General features: G+C 70.4%; 19 protein-coding genes, 1 tRNA gene and 2 pseudogenes. 16 read left to right on the top strand and 6 right to left on the bottom strand.

Annotated elements, in window-relative coordinates:
* Positions 1-73: 73 nt before the first annotated feature.
* From R3F55_17945 to R3F55_17930, 4 genes and pseudogenes are all read left to right on the top strand, one after another.
* Complete coding sequence (locus R3F55_17945) at positions 74-1,087, top strand: hypothetical protein (protein ID MEZ5669277.1); 1,014 nt, start codon at positions 74-76, stop codon at positions 1,085-1,087.
* 332 nt (positions 1,088-1,419) lie between these two features.
* Positions 1,420-2,421 carry an EamA family transporter gene (locus R3F55_17940; GenBank protein ID MEZ5669276.1) on the top strand — a complete coding sequence of 334 codons (1,002 nt, stop codon included), beginning with the start codon at positions 1,420-1,422 and terminating at the stop codon, positions 2,419-2,421.
* Positions 2,422-2,496: 75 nt separating this feature from the next.
* Complete coding sequence (locus R3F55_17935) at positions 2,497-2,682, top strand: DUF3008 family protein (GenBank protein ID MEZ5669275.1); 186 nt, start codon at positions 2,497-2,499, stop codon at positions 2,680-2,682.
* A 213-nt stretch (positions 2,683-2,895) separates the two neighbouring features.
* Positions 2,896-4,128: pseudogene (locus R3F55_17930) on the top strand (IS481 family transposase).
* Here R3F55_17930 and R3F55_17925 read toward each other — a convergent pair.
* Together R3F55_17925 and R3F55_17920 are read right to left on the bottom strand one after the other, a co-directional pair.
* Positions 4,117-4,193 (bottom strand) — tRNA-His (locus tag R3F55_17925). The pseudogene R3F55_17930 and the gene R3F55_17925 overlap by 12 nt on opposite strands.
* Positions 4,194-4,231: 38 nt before the next feature.
* Positions 4,232-5,485, bottom strand: a complete 1,254-nt coding sequence (locus tag R3F55_17920; protein MEZ5669274.1) for an alpha/beta fold hydrolase — start codon at positions 5,483-5,485, stop codon at positions 4,232-4,234.
* A gap of 197 nt (positions 5,486-5,682) precedes the next feature.
* On the opposite strand from R3F55_17920, the gene R3F55_17915 reads away from it, so the two are divergent.
* From R3F55_17915 to R3F55_17895, 5 genes are all read left to right on the top strand, one after another.
* Positions 5,683-6,858: a pyridoxal phosphate-dependent aminotransferase gene (locus R3F55_17915; GenBank protein MEZ5669273.1), complete on the top strand. Its 1,176-nt coding sequence runs from the start codon at positions 5,683-5,685 to the stop codon at positions 6,856-6,858.
* Positions 6,859-7,332, top strand: a complete 474-nt coding sequence (locus R3F55_17910) for a hypothetical protein (protein ID MEZ5669272.1) — start codon at positions 6,859-6,861, stop codon at positions 7,330-7,332.
* Between the two features lie 169 nt (positions 7,333-7,501).
* Positions 7,502-7,840, top strand: a complete 339-nt coding sequence (locus tag R3F55_17905) for a P-II family nitrogen regulator (GenBank protein MEZ5669271.1) — start codon at positions 7,502-7,504, stop codon at positions 7,838-7,840.
* A 130-nt stretch (positions 7,841-7,970) separates the two neighbouring features.
* Complete coding sequence (glnA, locus tag R3F55_17900) at positions 7,971-9,380, top strand: type I glutamate--ammonia ligase (protein MEZ5669270.1); 1,410 nt, start codon at positions 7,971-7,973, stop codon at positions 9,378-9,380.
* Positions 9,381-9,636: 256 nt separating this feature from the next.
* Complete coding sequence (locus R3F55_17895; protein ID MEZ5669269.1) at positions 9,637-10,293, top strand: hypothetical protein; 657 nt, start codon at positions 9,637-9,639, stop codon at positions 10,291-10,293.
* Positions 10,294-10,311: 18 nt separating this feature from the next.
* Here the strand turns inward: R3F55_17895 and R3F55_17890 are convergent, their stop codons facing one another.
* Positions 10,312-10,686 (bottom strand): hypothetical protein, encoded by a 375-nt coding sequence (locus R3F55_17890; protein MEZ5669268.1) that lies wholly within the window; start codon positions 10,684-10,686, stop codon positions 10,312-10,314.
* A gap of 90 nt (positions 10,687-10,776) precedes the next feature.
* A complete protein-coding gene (locus tag R3F55_17885; GenBank protein ID MEZ5669267.1) occupies positions 10,777-11,190 on the bottom strand; it encodes an acyl-CoA thioesterase in 414 nt (137 codons plus the stop codon).
* 172 nt (positions 11,191-11,362) lie between these two features.
* On the opposite strand from R3F55_17885, the gene parE reads away from it, so the two are divergent.
* From parE to R3F55_17865, 4 genes are all read left to right on the top strand, one after another.
* Entirely contained in the window at positions 11,363-13,342 is a 1,980-nt protein-coding gene (parE, locus tag R3F55_17880; protein MEZ5669266.1) for a DNA topoisomerase IV subunit B, read from the top strand.
* A gap of 142 nt (positions 13,343-13,484) precedes the next feature.
* Complete coding sequence (locus R3F55_17875; GenBank protein ID MEZ5669265.1) at positions 13,485-15,029, top strand: DEAD/DEAH box helicase; 1,545 nt, start codon at positions 13,485-13,487, stop codon at positions 15,027-15,029.
* Between the two features lie 45 nt (positions 15,030-15,074).
* Positions 15,075-15,314: an Lrp/AsnC ligand binding domain-containing protein gene (locus R3F55_17870; protein ID MEZ5669264.1), complete on the top strand. Its 240-nt coding sequence runs from the start codon at positions 15,075-15,077 to the stop codon at positions 15,312-15,314.
* Between the two features lie 11 nt (positions 15,315-15,325).
* Complete coding sequence (locus R3F55_17865) at positions 15,326-16,120, top strand: SDR family NAD(P)-dependent oxidoreductase (GenBank protein MEZ5669263.1); 795 nt, start codon at positions 15,326-15,328, stop codon at positions 16,118-16,120.
* Between the two features lie 22 nt (positions 16,121-16,142).
* Here the strand turns inward: R3F55_17865 and R3F55_17860 are convergent, their stop codons facing one another.
* Both R3F55_17860 and R3F55_17855 read right to left on the bottom strand, forming a co-directional pair.
* Positions 16,143-16,478, bottom strand: a complete 336-nt coding sequence (locus R3F55_17860; GenBank protein MEZ5669262.1) for a hypothetical protein — start codon at positions 16,476-16,478, stop codon at positions 16,143-16,145.
* 21 nt (positions 16,479-16,499) lie between these two features.
* The gene (locus tag R3F55_17855; GenBank protein MEZ5669261.1) at positions 16,500-16,808 is read right to left on the bottom strand and encodes a hypothetical protein; all 309 of its coding nucleotides are present in this window, start codon (positions 16,806-16,808) and stop codon (positions 16,500-16,502) included.
* 251 nt (positions 16,809-17,059) lie between these two features.
* On the opposite strand from R3F55_17855, the gene R3F55_17850 reads away from it, so the two are divergent.
* The 3 genes and pseudogenes from R3F55_17850 to R3F55_17840 all read left to right on the top strand — a co-directional run bounded on the left by R3F55_17850 (position 17,060) and on the right by R3F55_17840 (position 19,928).
* Positions 17,060-17,911, top strand: a complete 852-nt coding sequence (locus tag R3F55_17850; GenBank protein ID MEZ5669260.1) for an enoyl-CoA hydratase family protein — start codon at positions 17,060-17,062, stop codon at positions 17,909-17,911.
* Positions 17,911-19,105 (top strand): annotated as a pseudogene (locus R3F55_17845) (acyl-CoA dehydrogenase family protein). The gene R3F55_17850 and the pseudogene R3F55_17845 overlap by 1 nt, the downstream one beginning before the upstream one ends.
* Positions 19,089-19,928, top strand: coding sequence for an AMP-binding protein (locus R3F55_17840; GenBank protein ID MEZ5669259.1), 840 nt, complete (start codon positions 19,089-19,091; stop codon positions 19,926-19,928). Before R3F55_17845 ends, R3F55_17840 begins: the two are co-directional and overlap by 17 nt.
* Positions 19,929-20,105: the final 177 nt, after the last annotated feature.

The following is a 20,105-nucleotide window of genomic DNA, read 5'->3' as shown; positions in this document are numbered from 1 at the left end:
ATTTTCCAGCGTGGACGGGACAGGTGTTCTGCGCCGGCACGGGCCGGTCGCAGGGGCATAGAGGAGAAGGGAAATGATGCGGAACCGATCTGCGTTTCTGGCCTGCGCGATCGCGGGCGCGTTCTCGGCGACCACGCTCTTCGCGACACACGTCCACGCACGCGACGTTGGGCCGTTCGGCGGCGGCGGCGGCGGCAACTTCCGCTCGGAGTGCCGGCCGAACGATGTGCTGATCGGGGTCAACCTGCGCAGCGGCACGGCGCTCGATGCCGTGGTGGCGATCTGCACGCCGCTGAATGCGGAGCGGACCGAGTGGGCCGGCGGGGCATACGAGCCCACCCAGTACTGGGGCGGCGGCGGCGGCGGATACCAGAAGGTCGCCTGCCAGCCCGGCGATGTGGTGCAAGCGCTGAGCTCATCGTACGGGCCCTGGAGCGAGCTGACGATCGTCAAGCACATCTCGATCCAGTGCCGGGACCTCGGCAGCGACTACACCTACGAGGTCAGGCCCGACCAGGTTGCCGGCACCGTCGTCGCGACCGACTGGGCCGGGTGCGACGCCGCGACCGAGACCGCGTCCGGCATTTTCGGCGGCTCCGGCGAGTATGTCGATCGGATCGGGCTGGTCTGCGGTGGTGCGCCGTCGCCGGCGCCAACCTCTTCGGCGCCGATCTTCCCCTGGGACATGGCCGCAATGCACACGCAAAACGATTGCATGGCAGCCGAAAGCCAATGCCGGGCTCTCATCATGCAAGCATATGGAGCGAGCGTCTCTTCGGCAGGCGTGATCCAGGCCGCATGCGAGCAACCGTTCCAGATCTGCGTTCAGCAGGTGCTGGTCCAGCAGACAACGACGCCGCCGCCGCCCGCGCCTGCACCCACCGCCGGCACGGTCGTGGTGCTCGCCGATGTGACCGGCTACCCGCAGGAGGGGGGCGCGGACCAGTGCTACCTCTCGCCCGGCGACCAGGTGCGCCTGATCGAGAAGTCCGCATCCGATCCGAACTGGCTTCACGTCGCGGCCTCGTCGGGCGGTTGCGCCGGCCAGCAGACCTGGGTCTACAACAGCGGCGAACTTCAATTGTAGAGCGGCGCGCACCCAGGCAGGCGCGGACATGACGCCCTGACCCGCTGACGAGATCGGCAACCCCGATCGGGCGCGCGGCCCGGAGTGTGCGACAGCGCATTCCGGGCCGCCGCCTTTTTGCTTCTGGCAACCGCGCGCGCCTCCCCGGAGCGCGCATCGCTGCGTCCAGCGACGCGGCCGACAGCCCTGCGTGCGCGTTTCGCGCCGGCAGGGAGCCCACGCTCGCCGGCCGCGTGACTTTCGTCACCGCCGCCCGCGCGTTGCCGCGGCATCGTGCCGATTAACCATATTCCCGCCGCCAGACAGCCGGATTTGCCGGCCAGGGTGATCGCATGAGCACGCCCCCCAGTCGCTCAGCGGCCTCGCGCACCGTCGCGACGTCCTATGCCTCCGCTGCCGGTAACGCCCGCGCCGGCCGCGCCGCGCCCGGCCAGGCGCTGTGCACCGCCGTTCTGTTCGGGCTCGGCCTGTTGTGGGGCCTGCAGATCGTGCTGCTGCGCATGCTGGCCACGGCCGGCGTCGACGAGACCGGCGCGCTGGCGCCCGCCCTGACGCTGTGCGCGGCCGCCTTCGCCGCGGTGCTGGCCGCCCGTGGCGGGCTGTTCCGCCCGACCCGGTCCGAGGCCGCCTATTTCGTGCTGGCCGCGCTGTTCGGCTTCGTCGTGCCGCTGGGCGGGGCCGCCGCGGCGGCGTCCGCGATGCCGGCCGGCGTCGTCGCCTTCTTCGAATCGCTGACCCCGGTGGCGACCGTCGCCATCCTGCTGGCGCTGCGCTGGGAACGCGTCGGCCGCGACCGGCTGTTCGGCGTGGCTCTGGGCACCGTCGGCGTCGCCGTGCTGCTGCTACGCGAGTTCGGACGGCCGGAATCAGGCTGGCTGCACGCCCTGCCCTTCGCGGTCGCGATCCCGGCCGCCTATGCCTTCGACGGCATCTATGTCGCGCGGTTCTGGCCGCGGCGGCTGAACACGCTGCAGGTCGTCACCGGCCAGCTCGCCGCCGCCGCGCTGATCGCGCTGCCCGCCTGGTTCGTCGTCGGCACGCCGTCGGCGCTGTTCGCCGACTGGCCGGCCGTGCGCACGCCGCTGGCCGCCTTCATCGGGGTGACGGGGGTCGAGATCTATCTCTACATATTGCTGCTGCGGCTGTCGGGCTCGATGTTCGTCGCCTTCGGCAGCTTCATCGCGCTGCCGGCCGGCATCGCCTGGGGCATGGCGCTGCTCGACGAGTGGTACCCGCCCCACTTCTGGCTCGCGGTCGCGCTCAGCCTCGCCGCGCTTGCCCTGATCGCCCTGCCGCGCCAGCCGGCCCGAAAGCCGGCACGGCGACGGCCTTGACCGGCCGCAGCCGCGCCCGGAACCCGCTCGATGCTGCAGCGTTGTGCCTGTGACAGCCTGCAACGGAGAGCGCACGTGCCCGCAAGATCGAAAGCACAGCAGAAGGCTGCCGGCGCCGCGCTGGCAGCCAAGCGCGGCGAGGCGCAAGAGTCCGACCTCAAGGGTGCCGCGCGCAGCATGTACGAGTCGATGACCGAGGCTGAACTGGAAGAGCTGGCAGAGACCAAGCGGAAAGGACTGCCCGACAAGCTGGGCAGATAGACGGTTCGTTCCCCTGCGCGACCGGGCACCGTGGCGCGGTCGCGGCGCGCCCGACGCGGACCGGCAAAGCGACCCGCAAGCGCGAGCCGATGACCGCGCAGTCTGTGCGCATGGCCGGCTTTGCCGTCTCCGGGATCGTGAGCGGCCCGAGAGATGTGACAGAACGTACCGGACACATGGGTGACATGTTTCAGGCGCGCCTGGGAGATGTCGATGCCGTGGAAGGAGTGTTCGGTTGTGGAAGAACGCCTGAGGTTCGTCGCTCGTCTGCTCGAGGGGGTCGGATGAGCGATGTCTGCCGGGAGTTCGGCATCTCGCGGAAGACCGGCTACAAGGTCTACGATCGCTATAGGGAACATGGCCTGGAGGCGCTGAGCGACCGCTCGCGCCGGCCGGTGCGCTACGCCAACCAACTGCCGGCGCCGATCGAGGCGATGATTGTCGCCTTCAAGCAGGAGAAGCCCCACTGGGGGGCGCGCAAGATCCGCGAACTGCTGGTCCGGCGGCTGGCGGGCGACGTCCGCGTCCCCGCCAGGAGCACGATCCCGCCGTCCTGCACCGGCACGGCCTGGTCAAGGTCCCCGGACGGCCCCGCCACAGGGCAAAGGGCACGCCGCTGTCCGCCGGCGCCGAACCCAACGACCTCTGGTGCGCCGACTTCAAGGGCGAGTTCAAGCTGGGGAACAGCCGATACTGCTACCCGCTGACCGTAACCGATCAGGCGTCGCGCTACCTGCTGATGTGCGAAGCGCTGAGTCCACCCGCGAGGACCTGGCCATCACCGCCTTCGAGCAGCTGTTCCACGAGCGCGGCCTGCCCGGCGCGATCCGGTCCGACAACGGCGTTCCCTTCGCAGTCCCAACGGGCTCTACGGCCTCTCCAGGCTCGCCGTCTGGTGGCTGAGGTTGGGGATCGCGATCGAACGCATCAAGCCCGGCCGCCCCAGCAGAACGGGCGCCACGAGCGCATGCATCTCACCCTGAAGAAGGAGGCGACCCGGCCGGCCGGCATGAACAGCCTCCAGCAACAAGCTCGATCGACGCCTTCGTCCGCGAGTTCAACACCGAGCGACCGCACGAAGCCTTGCAGATGAAGACGCCAGCCGAGGCCTACGCGCCCTCCACCAGGCCCTATCGCGGTCTGCCCGACATCAGTTATCCAATGCACGACCGCGACATCATGGTCACCGCCTGCGGACGCATCTGCATGCACCGCGAAGATCAACATTTCAACCGTGCTCGCCGGACAGCGTCTCGGCATCAAGGAAGTCGACCAGGCCATCTGGCTGGTCAGCTTCATGCACTACGACCTAGGATACGTCGACCTGGAACAGAAGACCCGCAGACTCTCGACAACCCGTTCGGCCCGTGGTTGTCACCCAATGTCTTAGGTACAATCCGTTACCCATCTCTCCGGGCCGGACATCGGCGCTATTGGGGTGGCTGATGGGATTTGAACCCACGACCCCTGGTACCACAAACCAGTGCTCTAACCAGCTGAGCTACAGCCACCGCAGTCGGCGGTTTACTACGCCCGCGAGGGGGTAGCGTCAAGCCGGCGCTTCCGCCGGCGCGTCGGCCAGCGCGGTCTCGACCAGCACCTCGCGGTGCAGGGTCTGGTGCACCGGGCAGCGGTCGGCGATCTGCAGCATGCGGGCGGTCTGGGCATCGTCGAGATCGCCCTGCAGCGCGATGGTGCGCACGAAGCGGTCGACCTTGCCCTCGCGGGTCTCGCAGGTGGCGCAGTCCTCGGCGTGGATGCGGTCGTGCACCACGCGCACCGCGACATGGTCGAGCGGCAGCTGCTTGTGGCCGGCATACATACGCAGCGTCATCGCGGTGCAGGCGCCGAGCGCCGCCGACAGCAGGTCATAGGGCGACGGCCCGCTGTCGTCGCCGCCGGCCGCGCGCGGCTCGTCGGCGGTCAGCCGGTGCGGGCCGACGGCGATCGCCTGCTGGAAGCGGCCGAGCCCGGTCTCCGACACCAGCACGCCGCCGGCATCCTCTTCCGCCGCGCCGGCCGCAACCGCGGCCGCCTCGACATAGCGCTCGGCCCAGGCGGCGAGCACGCGGGCGACATAGACCGCGTCGGCCCGGTCGGTCAGCAGGTGGTCGGCGGTATCCAGGCTGACGAAGCTCTTCGGATGGTGCGCCGCCTCGAAGATCATCCGCGCGTTCTCGATGCCGACGATCTCGTCGCGCGGCGCGTGCATCACCATCAGCGCCGCCTTCAGCGCGCGGATGGCGCGGAGCTGGTCCTGGTTGCGCAGGTCGTCGACGAACTGGCGCCGGATGCGGAAGGCGCGGCCGGCGATCTCCACCTTCGCCTCGCCCTCCGCCTCGATGTCGGCGACCGCGTCGCCGAGCGCGCGGGTGACGTGGGCCGGATCGGCCGGCGCGCCGATGGTCGCCACCGCCCGCACCTCCGCGATGCGCGTCGCCGCGACCAGCACCGCCGCGCCGCCCAGGCTGTGGCCGACCAGCAGCGTCGGCGCGGCGTGGTTGGCGCGCAGCCAGTCGGCGGCGGCGACCAGGTCGTCGACGTTGGACGAGTAGTTGGTGTTGGCGAAATCGCCGGCGCTGGCGCCGAGCCCGGTGAAATCGAAGCGCAGCACGCCGTAGCCGGCCTCGGTCAGGCCGGCGGCGATGCGTGCGGCGGCGAAGATGTCCTTCGAGCAGGTGAAGCAGTGGGCGAACACCGCGAACGCCCGCGGCGGGCCCGCCGGCAGGTCGAGGCGCGCGGCGAGCGGTTCGCCGAGGGCGCCCAGGAAGGTCACCTTGTGCCGCAAATCACCGCTGGCCATCGCTTTGTCCCTCTTCGGCTGTGTCGGTCGGTCCGACGCAACATAGGGCGGGCCGGCGCCGGCGCACCATGACGCATGTTCGCGCGCGCGGGCGACGCTTGCTTCCGTCGGCGGTTTTGCGCACATGTTGCGCGCTTCCGAGAAACGGCCCGGACGGGCGCAAGACGAATGGCCCGCGGGCCGGAGGGGGAAACAGGATGGCGACACTCGCCGCCGGAATGGCACGGCTGGGAACCGAGACGGCGTTCGAGGTGCTGGCCCGGGCGCGGGCGCTGGAGATGCAGGGCCGCGAGATCATCAACCTCGGCATCGGCCAGCCGGACTTCAAGACCCCGGACCATATCGTCGAGGCGGCGTGCAAGGCGCTGCGCGACGGCCATCACGGCTATACCCCGGCGAACGGCATCCTGCCGCTGCGCGAGGCGGTGGCCGCCGACCTTTTGAAGCGGACCGGGGTGGCGATCGACCCGGACTGCGTGGTGATCGTGCCCGGCGGCAAGGTCACCATGTTCTTCGCCTGCCTGATGTTCGGCGAGCCGGGGGCCGAGATCCTGTATCCCAACCCCGGCTTCCCGATCTACGAATCGGCGATCCGCTTCACCGGCGCGACCGCGGTGCCGATCCCGCTGTACGAGGACAACGGCTTCTCGTTCAGCGCCGACGAGGTGCTGGGCCTGATCACGCCGGCGACCCGCCTGATCATCGTCAACAGCCCGGCCAACCCGACCGGCGGCACCGTGCCGAAGGCGGAGTTCGACAAGCTGGCCGCCGGGCTGGCCGCCCACCCGCACGTCGCCATCCTCAGCGACGAGATCTACAGCCAGATGACCTATGACGGGCAGCCGCACGTCAGCCTGCTGACCTATCCGGAGCTGCGCGACCGGGTGATCATGCTCGACGGCTGGTCGAAGACCTATGCCATGACCGGCTGGCGGCTGGGCTATGCGGTGTGGCCGAAGCCGCTGGCCGAGCAGGCGACCCGGCTGGCCATCAACTGCCATTCCTGCGTCAACGCCGCGACGCAGTTCGCCGGCATCGCCGCGCTGGAAGGGCCGCAGGACGCGGTGCACGAGATGGTCGCCGCCTTCGACAGCCGCAGGGGCGTGATCGTCGACCGGCTGAACGCGATGCCGGGCGTGCGCTGCATCCGTCCCGGCGGCGCCTTCTATGCCTTCGCCAACACCGCCGGCACCGGCATGCAATCGCGCGAGTTGCAGCAGGTCATGCTGGACCAGCTCGGCATCGCCGCGATCTCCGGCACCAGCTTCGGCCGGTTCGGCGAGGGCTACATCCGCTTCTCCTACGCCAACTCCACCGAGAACATCGAGAAGGCGATGGACAAGCTGCACGCCTTTCTGGACCAGAGGAACTGAATGGCGATCCAAGCCGGCCGCTCGAGCCGCGGCTCCCTGATCTGGCTGGCGCTGCTGGCCGCCGTCGCCGCCGTCGTCTACGTCCTGTTCCTGCGCGACACCAGCGAGGCCGACTACCGCGCGGTCGAGGCGCGGATCGGCAAGGATGCCGCAGATCGCCTGCTGGCCGGCGTGATGCCGGTGGCGATGGCCAAGGTCTGCGCCGACCGCTTCGGCCGCGACGACGCGATGATCGAGGCGGTCGCCGAGTTCCTGGTCCGCAACCAGCCGGCGCTGGCGGTGTTGCACGCGCGGCTGGCGGATGGCGGTGCGCTGACGCCGGACGAGGAGATGGCGGTGGAGGCCTATGCCATGCCGCTCGCCGAGCAGCAGGTGCCGGACCAGGACGCGTGCCGCGCCGTCACGCAGCGCATCGCGGACGGCGCGTTCGACCTGCCGGCGCCGGAGACCGCGGACGGCGCCGCTGAACAATGACTGGTCAAATGCATAATTATTATGCAGTCATTGCCCGCGTTTCGATCAACCGGCCGCCGGCCGGTTGCGGTCGCGGGGTCCGCGCAGAGTGGCATGGTGCATGCTTCGCGGCCCGCCGAGCAGGCGCCGCCACGTCCCCGCGCGCCATGGAGAGGAAACGTCGAGGGTCATGAAGAAGATCGAAGCCATCATCAAGCCGTTCAAGCTCGAGGAAGTGAAGGAAGCGCTGAGCGAGATCGGCCTCAGCGGCATCACCGTGCTGGAGGCCAAGGGATTCGGCCGCCAGAAGGGCCATACCGAGCTCTACCGCGGCGCCGAGTACGTGGTCGATTTCCTGCCCAAGGTGAAGATCGAGATCGTGCTGGAGGATTCCCAGGTCGACCGCGCGATCGAGACCATCCAGAAGGCAGCGCACACCGGCAAGATCGGCGACGGCAAGATCTTCGTCGTGCCTATCGAACAGGCAATCCGCATCCGCACCGGCGAGACCGGGGCCAGCGCCATCTGACCCGGCCTTCACCGGCCGCGGTGTGCCGCGGCGCCGGGTTGGCGCGCAGTTTGAATGGGACCGGGCCGAGCATGGCGCCGAGCCGGCCGCACGTGTAACGACAACCGATCAACAGACCCATGGGGGAACCATGTCGGACGCAGCATCAGTCAAGAAACTCATGGAAGAGAACGACGTGAAGTTCGTCGACTTCCGCTTCACCGACCCGCGCGGCAAGTGGCAGCACACCGCCCAGTGGATCGACACCGTCGACGAGGACATGCTCGAGGAAGGCATCATGTTCGACGGCTCGTCGATCGCCGGCTGGAAGGCGATCAACGAGTCCGACATGCGGCTGAAGCCCGACCTGTCGACCGCGGTGATGGACCCGTTCTCGGCCCAGCCCAGCCTGATCCTGTTCTGCGACGTGCTCGACCCGATCTCCGGCCAGCCCTATGAGCGCGACCCGCGCAGCATCGCCCTCAAGGCCGAGGCCTATCTGGGGACCACCGGCCTCGGCGACACCGCCTATTTCGGCCCCGAGGCCGAGTTCTTCGTGTTCGACGACGTCCGCTACCAGGTCGCGCAGAACCACACCTTCTATGCCATCGACAGCGAGGAAGGCCCGTACAACACCGGCCGCGTCTTCGACGAGGGCAACGTCGGCCACCGGCCGAAGACCAAGGGCGGCTACTTCCCGGTGCCGCCGGTCGACAGCGGCATGGACATGCGCGCCGAGATGCTGTCGGCGATGCACGAGATGGGCCTGGTGGTCGAGAAGCACCACCACGAGGTGGCGCCGTCGCAGCATGAGCTGGGCACCACCTTCGGCCCGCTGGTGAAGTGCGCCGACGGCATGCAGATCTACAAATACTGCGTCCACATGGTCGCCCACTCCTACGGCAAGTCGGCCACCTTCATGGCCAAGCCGGTGTTCGGCGACAACGGCAGCGGCATGCACGTGCACCAGTCGATCTGGAAGGAAGGCAAGCCGACCTTCGCCGGGTCCGGCTATGCCGACCTCAGCGACACCGCGCTGTACTACATCGGCGGCATCATCAAGCACGCCCGCGCGATCAACGCCTTCACCAACTCGACCACCAACAGCTACAAGCGGCTGGTGCCGGGCTTCGAGGCGCCGGTGCTGCTGGCCTATTCGGCGCGCAACCGCTCGGCCTCGTGCCGCATTCCGTGGGCGGCCAGCCCGAAGGGCAAGCGCGTCGAGGTCCGCTTCCCGGATCCGGCCGGCAACCCCTATCTCGGCTTCGCCGCGATGCTGATGGCCGGGCTGGACGGCATCCAGAACAAGATCCACCCCGGCGAGGCGATGGACAAGGACCTGTACGACCTGCCGCCGGAGGAACTGGCCGGCGTGCCGACCGTGTGCTCGTCGCTGCGCGAGGCGCTGGACGCGCTCGACGCCGACCGCGCCTTCCTGACCAAGGGCGACGTGTTCACCAACGACATGATCGACAGCTACATCGACCTGAAGTCGGAGGAGGTGGTCGCCTTCATGCAGGCGCCGCACCCGATCGAGTACCAGATGTACTACTCGAACTGACCGGTCGCGCAGCGGCCGCCAGCAGGCCCCGCCGGCGCGATCCGGCGGGGCCTTCGTCTTTCAAAGGCCGCGCGCAGCGGTCCCGCCGCCGCCGGCTGTGGCCATTGCCACGGTCGCGGGCGGATTATCAATTGTAATGAGCGGGTTGCGGTTTGGACATTGTCGCTGTCCGGAGCCGCCGGTATGGTTAACGCAAAGCAAACGGGCAGGTAGGAGCGAGAGCATGACCGGTGTCGTGGCGAAAGGATTGGCTGGCTTGGCCAGCGCACTTGCGGTGGCGGCGGCGCTGCCCGCCCAGGCGATCGAGCCTGTGTTCACCTTCGCCGACCTCAACACGCTGACCGGCCTCGACGGCGACTGGTACGGCTATCGTTCGGCCGACCGGTTCATCATCTCGAACGCGGTCAGCGACACCGCCATCTACTACATCGCCTTCAACGACCTGGACGCCCAGCTGTCGCTGACCGTCGACGCCGAGCTGATCGCCAGCGACCCGACCTCGGCGGTCGGGCTGTTCTGCTGCCGGCAGGAAGAGGCGGGCCCCTATCTGGTGGTGATGCTGGAGCCCGGCGGCAACATCGGCGTCTGGAAGATCGACACCCGCACCGGCGACGCATCGTCGGTGATGTCGGTCGGCGGCGCGACCGCCGATCCGTCGCGGGCCGAGATCACGATGATCGAGACCGCCGACGGCATGGACATCCTGATCGACGGCACCTCGGTCGGCTCCTACGGCGACGGCGACCTGCGCGCCGGCAAGTCGGGCCTGTTCTTCTGGGGCACCGGGGTGATGGCGGTGAACGACTTCAACCTGTACGAAGGCGACCTGCAGGCCTCGTCGAACGGCGGCTCCGGCTTCTGGAAGGGCCTGCGCCAGGAATCCGCGCAGGACACGGTGGCGCCGGCCAACTAGCGCCGGCGCCGGCCGGGGCTAACGCGGGATCGCCACCGTCATCTCGGCGCCGCCCAGTCCGTGCACGCTGTCGTGTGCGCGCACGGTCACCGCGTCCACCCCGTCCGGGACGACGACGCCCGACAGCGACCGCGTGAACGGCTGCTCGGTCTCGTGCGGGTGCAGCAGCACGCGCTCGCCCAGCACCGCGCCGTCCGGGCCGACCACGTCCCAGCGGTCGGCATAGTGATCCCAGCCCGCGTCGGCGTGGGCGACCGTGACATCGAACCGGTAGCTGCCGTCGGCGGAACGCGTCACCGCCACGTCGACCACGTCGGCCTCGCCGGCACCGGCCGCTCCCGCCGCCAGCGCCAGGCCCGTCGCCATCGCCGCCCTGCCCAGCCTGCTTCGCATCGCCTCGTCTCCCGCGCTGCCGCAACCGCCTCAGGGTAGCGGCAGCGGCCGGCGAGGCCAGTCACCGTTGGGTGAGACGGCGTGAGCGGCTCAGCCGGCAGCGTCGTCGATCGGCCGCGGCTTGCGGTCCTCGCCGATGGCGACATAGGTGAACACGCCCTGGGTCACGCGGTGGCGCTCGCCGTGGCCGCGATGGTGCGACCAGGCCTCGACCCGGATCGCCATCGAGGTCCGGCCGATCCGCACGATCTCGGCATGGCAGCTGACCACGTCGCCGACAAAGACCGGGCGGTGGAAGGTCATCGAATCGATCGCTACGGTCGCCACCCGGCCCCGCGCCCGCTCCCAGGCCACCACGGCGCCGGCCAGGTCCATCTGTGACAGCAGCCAGCCGCCGAAGATGTCGCCGGACGGGTTGGTGTCGGCCGGCATGGCGATGGTCTGGGTGGCAAGGGTGCCGCGCGGCGCGGCGCCGTCGGCGGCCTCAGGTCCGGTGTCGTCCATCGCGGCGAGTTCTCCGTTTCTGCGCGCCGAATCGGCTCGGCGCCGGATGCGGGTCCGCCCCGCTCATAGCGTCGGCGCGCCGGCTTGTCCCGGCCCGGATGGCGCGGCGGCGGGGCGGCGCGCGGCGGATTGCCTTGAATCGCGCGGAGTCGCATCCCTATAGTCCGCCGCCATGAGCGACCTGTTCACCGCCGCGGCCACGCCCGACAGCTACAGCGCCAAGGACATCGAGGTCCTGGAGGGGCTGGAGCCGGTGCGCCGCCGGCCGGGCATGTACATCGGCGGCACCGACGAACGCGCCCTGCACCACCTGGTGTCCGAGCTGCTGGACAACGCGATGGACGAGGTCATCGCGGGCCATGCCAGCTTCATCTCGGTCGAGCTCGCCGGCGACGGCTGGGTCGGCGTGCGCGACAACGGCCGCGGCTTTCCGGTCGATCCGCATCCGAAGTTCCCGTCGAAGTCGGCGCTGGAGGTGGTGCTGACCACCCTGCATTCGGGCGGCAAGTTCTCCGGCAAGGCCTATGCCACCTCCGGCGGCCTGCACGGCGTCGGCGTCTCGGTGGTGAACGCGCTGGCCGAGGCGCTGGAGGTCGAGGTGGCGCGCGACAAGCGGCTGTGGCGCCAGGGCTTCGCGCGCGGCGTGCCGACCGGCCCGCTGGTCGACGCCGGGCCGATGCCGAACCGCCGCGGCACCCTGGTCCGCTTCCGGCCCGACCCGCAGATCTTCGGCGACCTCAGGCTGAGGCCGGCGCGGCTCTACGAGATGGCACGGTCGAAGGCCTATCTGCACCGCGGCGTCGAGATCCGCTGGTCGTGCGCGCCGGAGCTGCTGCGCGACGGCGACACGACGCCGGCCGAGGCGCGGCTGCACTTCCCCGGCGGCCTGGCCGATTTCCTCGCCGCCACGCTGGGCGGCCGGCCGCAGGTGACGCCGCTGCCCTTCGCCGGCAAGGCCGAGCTGGCCGACGGCCAGGGCCGGGTCGAATGGGCGGTGGCCTGGCCGCTGGACCAGGAGGGCGGCCTGCGCGCCTATTGCAACACCGTGCCGACGCCGCAGGGCGGCAGCCATGAACAGGGCCTGCGCACCGCGCTGACGCGCGGCCTGCGCGGCTACGCCGAGCTGGTCGGCAACAAGAAGGCGGCCGGCCAGATCACCGCCGAGGACGTGGTCGACGGCGCCTTCGCCATGCTGTCGCTGTTCATCGTCGACCCGCAGTTCCAGGGCCAGACCAAGGAGCGGCTGGCGATGCCGGGCGCGACCCGGCTGGTCGACGCCGCGCTGAAGGATCACTTCGACCACTGGGTGGCGCAGGACCCGGCCGCCGGCAGCGCGCTGCTGGCTCATGTGCTGGCGCGGGCCGAGGAGCGGATGGCGCGCCGCCAGGCCAAGGACCTGCAACGCAAGACCGCGACGGCGCGCAAACTCAGGCTGCCCGGCAAGCTGGCCGACTGCGCCAGCGGCGCGGCCGCCGGCACCGAGCTGTTCCTGGTTGAGGGCGACAGCGCCGGCGGCTCGGCCAAGCAGGCGCGCGACCGCGAGACGCAGGCGGTGCTGCCGTTGCGCGGCAAGATCCTCAACGTCGCCAGCGCCAGCCTGGAAAAGCTGCAGCAGAACCAGGAACTGGCCGACCTGCTGCAGGCGCTCGGCTGCGGCCGGCGCGAGCACTATCGCGACGAGAACCTGCGCTACGAGCGCGTCGTCATCATGACCGACGCCGACGTCGACGGCGCCCACATCGCCTCGCTGCTGATGACGTTCTTTTTCCGCGAGATGCCGCAACTCATTGCCAACGGCCATCTTTTCCTGGCCATGCCGCCGCTATACCGCCTCTCGCGCGGCGGCGAGGTGCACTATGCCCGCGACGATGCGCACCGCGAGCAGCTGATGCGCGCGGTGTTCAAGGGCCAGGGCAAGGTCGAGGTCAGCCGGTTCAAGGGGCTGGGCGAAATGCCGGCGCGCCAGCTGCGCGAGACGACGATGGACCCGAAGACCCGCAGCATGCTAAGGGTCTCGCTGTCCGACGGAGCCCGCGCCGCCGCCTATGGCGGCACGGCGGGCTTGGTCGAAAGTCTGATGGGCCGGAAACCGGAGCTGCGCCTCGCCTACATACAGCAGCATGCCGCCGAGGCCGAAGACCTGGACGTCTGACCGGAACGCAAGACGAGAGACACTCGGCGACGGCAAAATAGCCCGACTGTCCTGTGTCAATTGACAGTTAGGGTCCTGCTCCTATAGTCCGCTGACCTCCGACCGAGCATGAAGGAACTTGGCGCTGATTGATGATTCGCCAGTGAATGCCGAGGCATTTGCCGCATTGGGATTGAGCGAGCCGGTCGTAAACGCGGTTGCCGATTCCGGGTATCAGACTCCAACACCGATCCAGGCCCAGGCCATCCCGCAAGTCTTGATCGGGCGGGACGTGCTCGGCTGTGCCCAGACCGGCACCGGCAAGACCGCCTCGTTCGTCTTGCCGATGATCGACATCCTGAGCTCGGGACGGGCCCGCGCCCGCATGCCGCGTTCGCTGATCCTGGAGCCGACGCGCGAGCTGGCGGCGCAGGTGTCGGAGAACTTCGTCAAGTACGGCAAGTACCAGTCGCTGTCCTTCGCGCTGCTGATCGGCGGCGTGTCGTTCGACGAGCAGGAAAAGAAGCTGGACCGCGGGGTCGACGTGCTGATCGCGACGCCGGGCCGGCTGCTGGACCACACCGAGCGCGGCGGCGTCATCCTGACGGCGGTCAAGCTGCTGGTGATCGACGAAGCCGACCGCATGCTCGACATGGGCTTCATCCCGGATATCGAGCGCATCGTCTCGAAGCTGCCGAAGAGCCGGCAGACGCTGTTCTTCTCGGCGACGATGCCGCCGGAGATCCGCCGCCTGGCCGACTCCTTCCTGGTCAACCCGCGCGAGATCACGGTGGATCCGCCGTCTTCGACCGCCACCACCATCGAACAGTTCCTGGTGCCCTATCAGGGCCGGGACCGCGAGAAGCGGGCGGCGCTGCGTGCCGTGATCGACAACGAGAGCATCCAGAACGGGCTGGTGTTCTGCAACCGCAAGCGCGACGTCGGCGTCGTCTTCCGCTCGCTGAAGCGGCACGGCTACAACGCCGGCGAGCTGCACGGCGACATGGCGCAGGAATCGCGCATGGCGACGCTGGACGCCTTCAAGCGCGGCGAGATCCAGCTGCTGGTCGCCAGCGACGTCGCCGCCCGCGGGCTCGACATCGCCGCGGTCAGCCACGTCATCAACTACGACGCCCCGGTCAATGCCGAGGACTATGTCCACCGCATCGGCCGCACCGGGCGGGCCGGGCGCAGCGGCCGTTCGCTGACCATCGTCGGCGACGCGGACGCCAAGCACGTGCAGGCGATCGAGAAGCTGATCGGCCGCACGATCCCGGCGATGAGCGCTGCCGGCGAGGCGCTGGCCGATGTCGGGCTGGAAGCGCCGGCGCCGGCCAGCCGGCGCCGCCGGCGCGGCAAGGCCGACGCGGCCAAGGAGGCCGCACCGCGCGAAGAGAAGTCGCAGGCGCCGCGCAGGCGCGACGAGGCGCCGGCCGAAGGTCGCCGCTCGCGGCGCGGGAGCGAGGAACGGCCGCAGCGCGGGGCCGAGGAACGGCCGCAGCGCGGCGCGGAGCAACGATCGCGGCGGGGCGGCGAAGACCGTCAGGCGTCCGAAGGCGGCCCCCGGTCGGCCAAGGGCGAGTCGCGGCGCCGGACACGCGGCGGCGAGGACGAACCCGAGGCGCTGCAGGGCTTCGGCGACCACGTGCCCGCCTTCCTGCTTATCCCGTTGCCGGAACTGGGCAAGGACGCTAAAGGGTCGACCTGACCGCGGCGTGGCCGGACGGGTCCCGCGGCGCCGAAGGGGAGCCCCATGCAGACGATCTTCATCATGGTCAAGAGCGAGCTCGGCCGGTCCTACGACGTTGCCGACGCCGCGGTCGATGTCGAAGGCGTGTCGGAAGTCTATTCTATTTCAGGTCAGTACGACCTGTTGATGAAGTGCTACCTTGAGGACGATCGCGATATCGGCCACTTCGTCAACCAGGAGATCCAGACCCTGCCGGGGGTCAAGGACACGTTCACGCTGATCACGTTCAAGGCCTTCGCCTGAGGCATCGGGCGGTGGCCGACACACGCCGTCCGCTTGCCGGCCAGACCGCGCTGGTCACCGGCGGCAGCCGCGGAATCGGCGCCGCCATCGCCGACGCCCTCGCCGCCGACGGCGCGTCGCTGTGGATCACCGGACGCAACGAGACCGTGCTGGCGGCAGTGGCCGCCGATCTCGCCCGCCGCCACGACGTGCCGGTGCGTCATGCCCGCTGCGACGTGACCGCGCCGCAGGACATCGATGCGCTGGCGGCCGCCATCGGCACGGCGTGTCCGCGGCTCGAGATCCTGGTCAACAACGCCGGCGCCGCCGACAGCATCGCCTTCGACAAGCTGGACGAGGGGTTCTGGCAGCGGATGCTGGACACCAACCTGACCAGCGTCTACCGCGTCGGCCGGGCGCTGCTGCCGCTGCTGCGGCGGGCGGAGGACGGTGCGCGCATCGTCAACGTCGCCTCGACGGCGGGGCTGGTCGGCTTTCCCTATGTCACGGCCTATTGCGCCGCCAAGCACGGCGTCGTCGGCCTGACCCGCGCTCTGGCCGCCGAGCTGGCCCGCGACGGCATCACCGTCAACGCGGTCTGCCCGGGCTATACCGATACCGAGCTGGTCGACCAGGCGGTGGCGACGATCACGGCGAAGACGGGCATGAACGCGAGCCGCGCCCGCGACGGCCTGATCGCGAACGTGCCGATCGGTCGCTACATCCGACCGGCCGAGGTCGCGGCCGCGGTCCGCTGGCTGTGCCAGGCGGAGGCCGCCGGCGTCACCGGCACCGCGATCCCGATCGCCGGCGGCGCGGTGACCTGAGGCCCGTCACGGCCCGCCCGGATCACGGCTCGGCGCGCGGTTGTCCGTCGGGCGGCGGCGGGCGCCGCGGCCGCGTGAACCCGTCCCACAGGCCGAGCACGAAACCGGCCGCGATGCCGCCGGCATCGAGGCCGTTGCCGTGGCGGTCCGCCACGGTCGGCCGCCCGCGACCGCGCATCACCAGCGCGACCAGCAGCGCCAGCACGATCAGGATCGCGCCGACGATGGCCAGCGCCCCGCCCGTGCCCACCAGCGCCGCGAACCCGACGACGGCGGCCGCACTGAGCAAGCCGATCGCGACCAGCGTCAGCGCCAGCACGATCAGCCCGGCAAACAGGTTGTCGAGCAGGTTCTTCATGCCGGCCGCGCCGCTCCGGCCTTAGCGGCGCAGCAGGATGGCGGCCAGCGCGCCGGCGACGAAGGCGATGCCCATCGCCGCCATCGGGTGCGTCCGCACGCTGTCGCGCACCGACGCCGCCGCCGCCTCGCCATACTCGCGCGCCCGCGACTGCATGTCCTCCGCCACGTCCACCGCGGCATCGCGCACGCGGTTCACCCGCTGCTTGACCTGCGGCTGGATGACCTCCTTGACCGACCTGGACAGCGAGGAAAGTTCCTCGCGCAGCTTGGCGATGTCGGCCTCCAGCTTCTCCTGGGTGTCCTTCGCCGAATCCGGTGTGCTAGCCATCGCGTCCTCTCCGTTGCGACCGATCCCGCCTTAACATCACCAGCTGGCGTTTCGTTCCGCCGATTCAAGCGAATCCGCCGTGCGGCGCGTTGTCTCTGATGGAAGGGCCGGGCCAGCGCTTTCCCTGATTTCAACAGGTTATCGCCCGGCGTGCAAGAGCTGTGTCAACAAGACCGCGCATCGGCAACCGTGGCGCGGCGCGCTTGCTGCTGATGACAGAGGGCCCCGCTCCCGGCCTATAGTGGCCGATGATGTCCGAGCACCGCTTTGAGTCCGCCGCATACTTCGCCATCGACGACGCCGCGGCCTATCGCGCCCGGCACGTGCGCTGGCGGGTCGACGGCCCGGTCGGTACCGTCGTGCTCGACCGGCCGGCGCGCAAGAACCCGCTGACCTTCCAGTCCTATGCCGAGCTGCGCGACCTGTTCCGCGCCCTGGCGCGCTGCGACGCCGTCAAGACCGTCGTGATCGCTGGCGCCGGCGGCAACTTCTGCTCCGGCGGCGACGTGCACGAGATCATCGGCCCCCTGCTCGACCAGGACATGACCGGCCTGCTGGCCTTCACGCGGCTGACCGGCGACCTGGTGCTGGCGATGCGTGCCTGCCCGCAGCCGATCGTCGCCGCGGTCGACGGCATCTGCGTCGGCGCCGGCGCCATCCTCGCCATGGCCTCGGACATCCGCATCGGCACGCCGGCGGCGAAGGTCGCGTTCCTGTTCACCCGCGTCGGACTGGCCGGCTGCGACATGGGCGCCTGCGCGATGCTGCCGCGCATCGTCGGCCAGGGCCGGGCGGCCGAGCTGCTCTACACCGGCCGCATCATGCCGGCCGACGAGGCGGAGCGCTGGGGCTTCTTCAACCGGCTGGTCGAACCCGCCGGGCTGGGCGCGGCGGCCGAGGACACCGCGCGCCGGCTGGCCGAGGGGCCGACCTTCGCCCACGGCATCACCAAGCGGATGCTGCACCGCGAATGGGACATGGGGCTGGAATCCGCCATCGAGGCGGAGGCGCAGGCCCAGGCGATCTGCATGCAGACCAACGACTTCCGCCGCGCCTACGACGCCTTCGTCGCCAAGCGCCCGCCGGCGTTCGAGGGCGATTGATGGCCGACCGCAGCTTTCTCGACTGGCCGTTCCTGACCGACGCCCACCGGGCGCTGGCCGACAAGCTGGAGAGCTGGTGCGCGGCCAGGCTGGCGCGGTTCGGCCATGGCGAGGCGACGGTCGACGCCGACTGCCGCGCCCTCGTCGCCGCGCTGGGCGAGGCCGGCTGGCTCGGCATCCCGGTCCCTGACGACGGCAAGCCGCTCGACGTCCGCGCCCTCTGTCTCGCCCGCGAGACCCTGGCGCTGCCATCACGGCCTCGCCGACTTCGCCCTGGTGATGCCAGGGGCTGGGCACCGCGGCGCTGGCCGCCTTCGGCAACCCGGCGCAGCGCGCGCGCATCCTGCCGCCGGTGCGCGAGGGGCGTGCGATCGCCGCGCTGGCGATGACCGAGCCGCAGTCGGGCTCGGACGTGGGCGCGGTGGCGACCGCCGCGGTCGAGGACGCCGGCGGCTGGGTGCTGGAACGGCGAGAAGACGCTGATCTCCAACGCCGGTATCGCCGACCACTATCTCGTGCTGGCCCGCAGCGACGGGCCGGGCACCCGCGGGCTCAGCCTGTTCGTGGCGCCGGCCGATGCGCCCGGCCTGACCGTGGCGGAGCGCCAGCAGGTGATCGCCCCGCACCCGCTCGGCCGGCTGGCGTTCGACGGCTGCCGGCTGCCCGCCGACGCGCTGGTCGGGCCGCGCGGCGGCGGATTCAAGGCGGTGATGACCGTGCTCGACCGGTTCCGCCCGTCGGTCGGCGCCGCGGCGCTGGTTTTGCCCGCCGCGCGCTCGACGGGCGCTGGCCTGGAGCGAGCGCCGGCCGATGTTCGGCACCACCCTGGCCGAGATGCCGGTGACCCAGGCCGCGCTGGCCGACATGGCGCTGGACATCGACGCGGCCGCGCTGCTGGTCTACCGCGCCGCCTGGCGCGCCGACACCGTCGACGGCCGCAACACCCGCGAGGCCTCGATGGCCAAGCTCTTTGCCACCGAGGCGGCGCAGCGCGTGGTCGACGCCGCGGTGCAGATGCACGGCGGCAGCGGCGTCGTGCTAGGCTCGATCGTCGAGCGGCTGTATCGCGAGGTCAGGGCGCTGCGCATCTACGAGGGCGCCTCGGAGGTCCAGCGCCAGATCGTCGGCGCGCAGACCCGGGCCGCCTTCGCCGCCGCACCGGAGGGCGGAACGGGCCATGCACATGCATCCTAGCGGCCACGTCGACAGCTTCGCGCGCGACAACCTGCCGCCGCCGCACCTGTGGCCGGTGATCGATGCGCACGGCCTGAACGATCTCGCCTATCCGGAGCGGCTGAACTGCGCCGCGACGCTGATCGACGACGCGCTCGCCGCCGGCCATGGCGCCCGGCCGGCGATCCACTTCGCCGACGGCGCCTGGAGCTATGCCGAGCTGGCCGACCGGGTCGACCGGCTGGCGCATGTGCTGGTCGCCGACATGGGCGTGGTGTCGGGCAACCGCGTGCTGCTGCGCGGCGGCGGCGGCCCGATGATGGCCGCTGCCTGGCTGGCGGTGGTCAAGGCCGGCGCCATCGCGGTCGCCACCATGCCGCTGTTGCGCGCCCGCGAGCTGGCCGTGATCGTCGACAAGGCCGAAATCGATTTCTGCCTCTACGAGAAGGCGTTGGGCGACGAAGTTTACGCGATTGCCGACCACGCGGCGCGCCCGCTGGTCCGCCGCAGCTTCGGCGACCCGGCCGCCGACGACGCGGTCGAGCCGCTGATGGCGCGGCACGGCGCCCCCTTCCCGGCCGCCGACACCGCCGACGACGACGTCTGCCTGATCGCCTTCACCTCCGGCACCACCGGCAAGCCGAAGGGCACCATGCACTTCCACCGCGACGTGCTGGCGATCTGCGACTGCTTCCCGCGCTATGTGCTGCGCCCGACCGCGGACGACGTCTTCATCGGCTCGCCGCCGCTGGCCTTCACCTTCGGCCTGGGCGGGCTGCTGCTGTTCCCGATGCGCGCGTTCGCGGCGACCGTGCTGCTGCCGCGCACACCCCAGCCGAGCTGATCGCCGCCATCGCGCGCTTCAGGGCGACGGTCACTTCACCGCGCCGACCGCCTATCGCGCCATGCTCGACCGCTTCTACGAGGCCGGCAGCTGCGATCCATCGCCAGCCTGCGCAAAGTGCGTCTCCGCCGGCGAGACGCTGCCGGCTCACGACCTTCGAGCGTAGCGCCGGAGTCC

The organism is Alphaproteobacteria bacterium, assembly GCA_041396705.1.
In the GTDB taxonomy this organism is placed as follows: domain Bacteria; phylum Pseudomonadota; class Alphaproteobacteria; order CALKHQ01; family CALKHQ01; genus CALKHQ01.
Note: the sequence above shows the minus strand (reverse complement) of the source record. Positions and strands in the feature narration are given on the sequence as shown.

Coding starts and splice junctions, on each gene's coding strand:
- R3F55_17945 (MEZ5669277.1), top strand. CDS start 74: ATGATGCGGAACCGATCTGCGTTTCTGGCCTGCGCGATCGCGGGCGCG.
- R3F55_17940 (MEZ5669276.1), top strand. CDS start 1,420: ATGAGCACGCCCCCCAGTCGCTCAGCGGCCTCGCGCACCGTCGCGACG.
- R3F55_17920 (MEZ5669274.1), bottom strand. CDS start 5,485: ATGGCCAGCGGTGATTTGCGGCACAAGGTGACCTTCCTGGGCGCCCTC.
- R3F55_17915 (MEZ5669273.1), top strand. CDS start 5,683: ATGGCGACACTCGCCGCCGGAATGGCACGGCTGGGAACCGAGACGGCG.
- R3F55_17910 (MEZ5669272.1), top strand. CDS start 6,859: ATGGCGATCCAAGCCGGCCGCTCGAGCCGCGGCTCCCTGATCTGGCTG.
- R3F55_17905 (MEZ5669271.1), top strand. CDS start 7,502: ATGAAGAAGATCGAAGCCATCATCAAGCCGTTCAAGCTCGAGGAAGTG.
- glnA (MEZ5669270.1), top strand. CDS start 7,971: ATGTCGGACGCAGCATCAGTCAAGAAACTCATGGAAGAGAACGACGTG.
- R3F55_17890 (MEZ5669268.1), bottom strand. CDS start 10,686: ATGCGAAGCAGGCTGGGCAGGGCGGCGATGGCGACGGGCCTGGCGCTG.
- R3F55_17885 (MEZ5669267.1), bottom strand. CDS start 11,190: ATGGACGACACCGGACCTGAGGCCGCCGACGGCGCCGCGCCGCGCGGC.
- parE (MEZ5669266.1), top strand. CDS start 11,363: ATGAGCGACCTGTTCACCGCCGCGGCCACGCCCGACAGCTACAGCGCC.
- R3F55_17870 (MEZ5669264.1), top strand. CDS start 15,075: ATGCAGACGATCTTCATCATGGTCAAGAGCGAGCTCGGCCGGTCCTAC.
- R3F55_17860 (MEZ5669262.1), bottom strand. CDS start 16,478: ATGAAGAACCTGCTCGACAACCTGTTTGCCGGGCTGATCGTGCTGGCG.
- R3F55_17855 (MEZ5669261.1), bottom strand. CDS start 16,808: ATGGCTAGCACACCGGATTCGGCGAAGGACACCCAGGAGAAGCTGGAG.
- R3F55_17850 (MEZ5669260.1), top strand. CDS start 17,060: ATGTCCGAGCACCGCTTTGAGTCCGCCGCATACTTCGCCATCGACGAC.
- R3F55_17840 (MEZ5669259.1), top strand. CDS start 19,089: ATGCACATGCATCCTAGCGGCCACGTCGACAGCTTCGCGCGCGACAAC.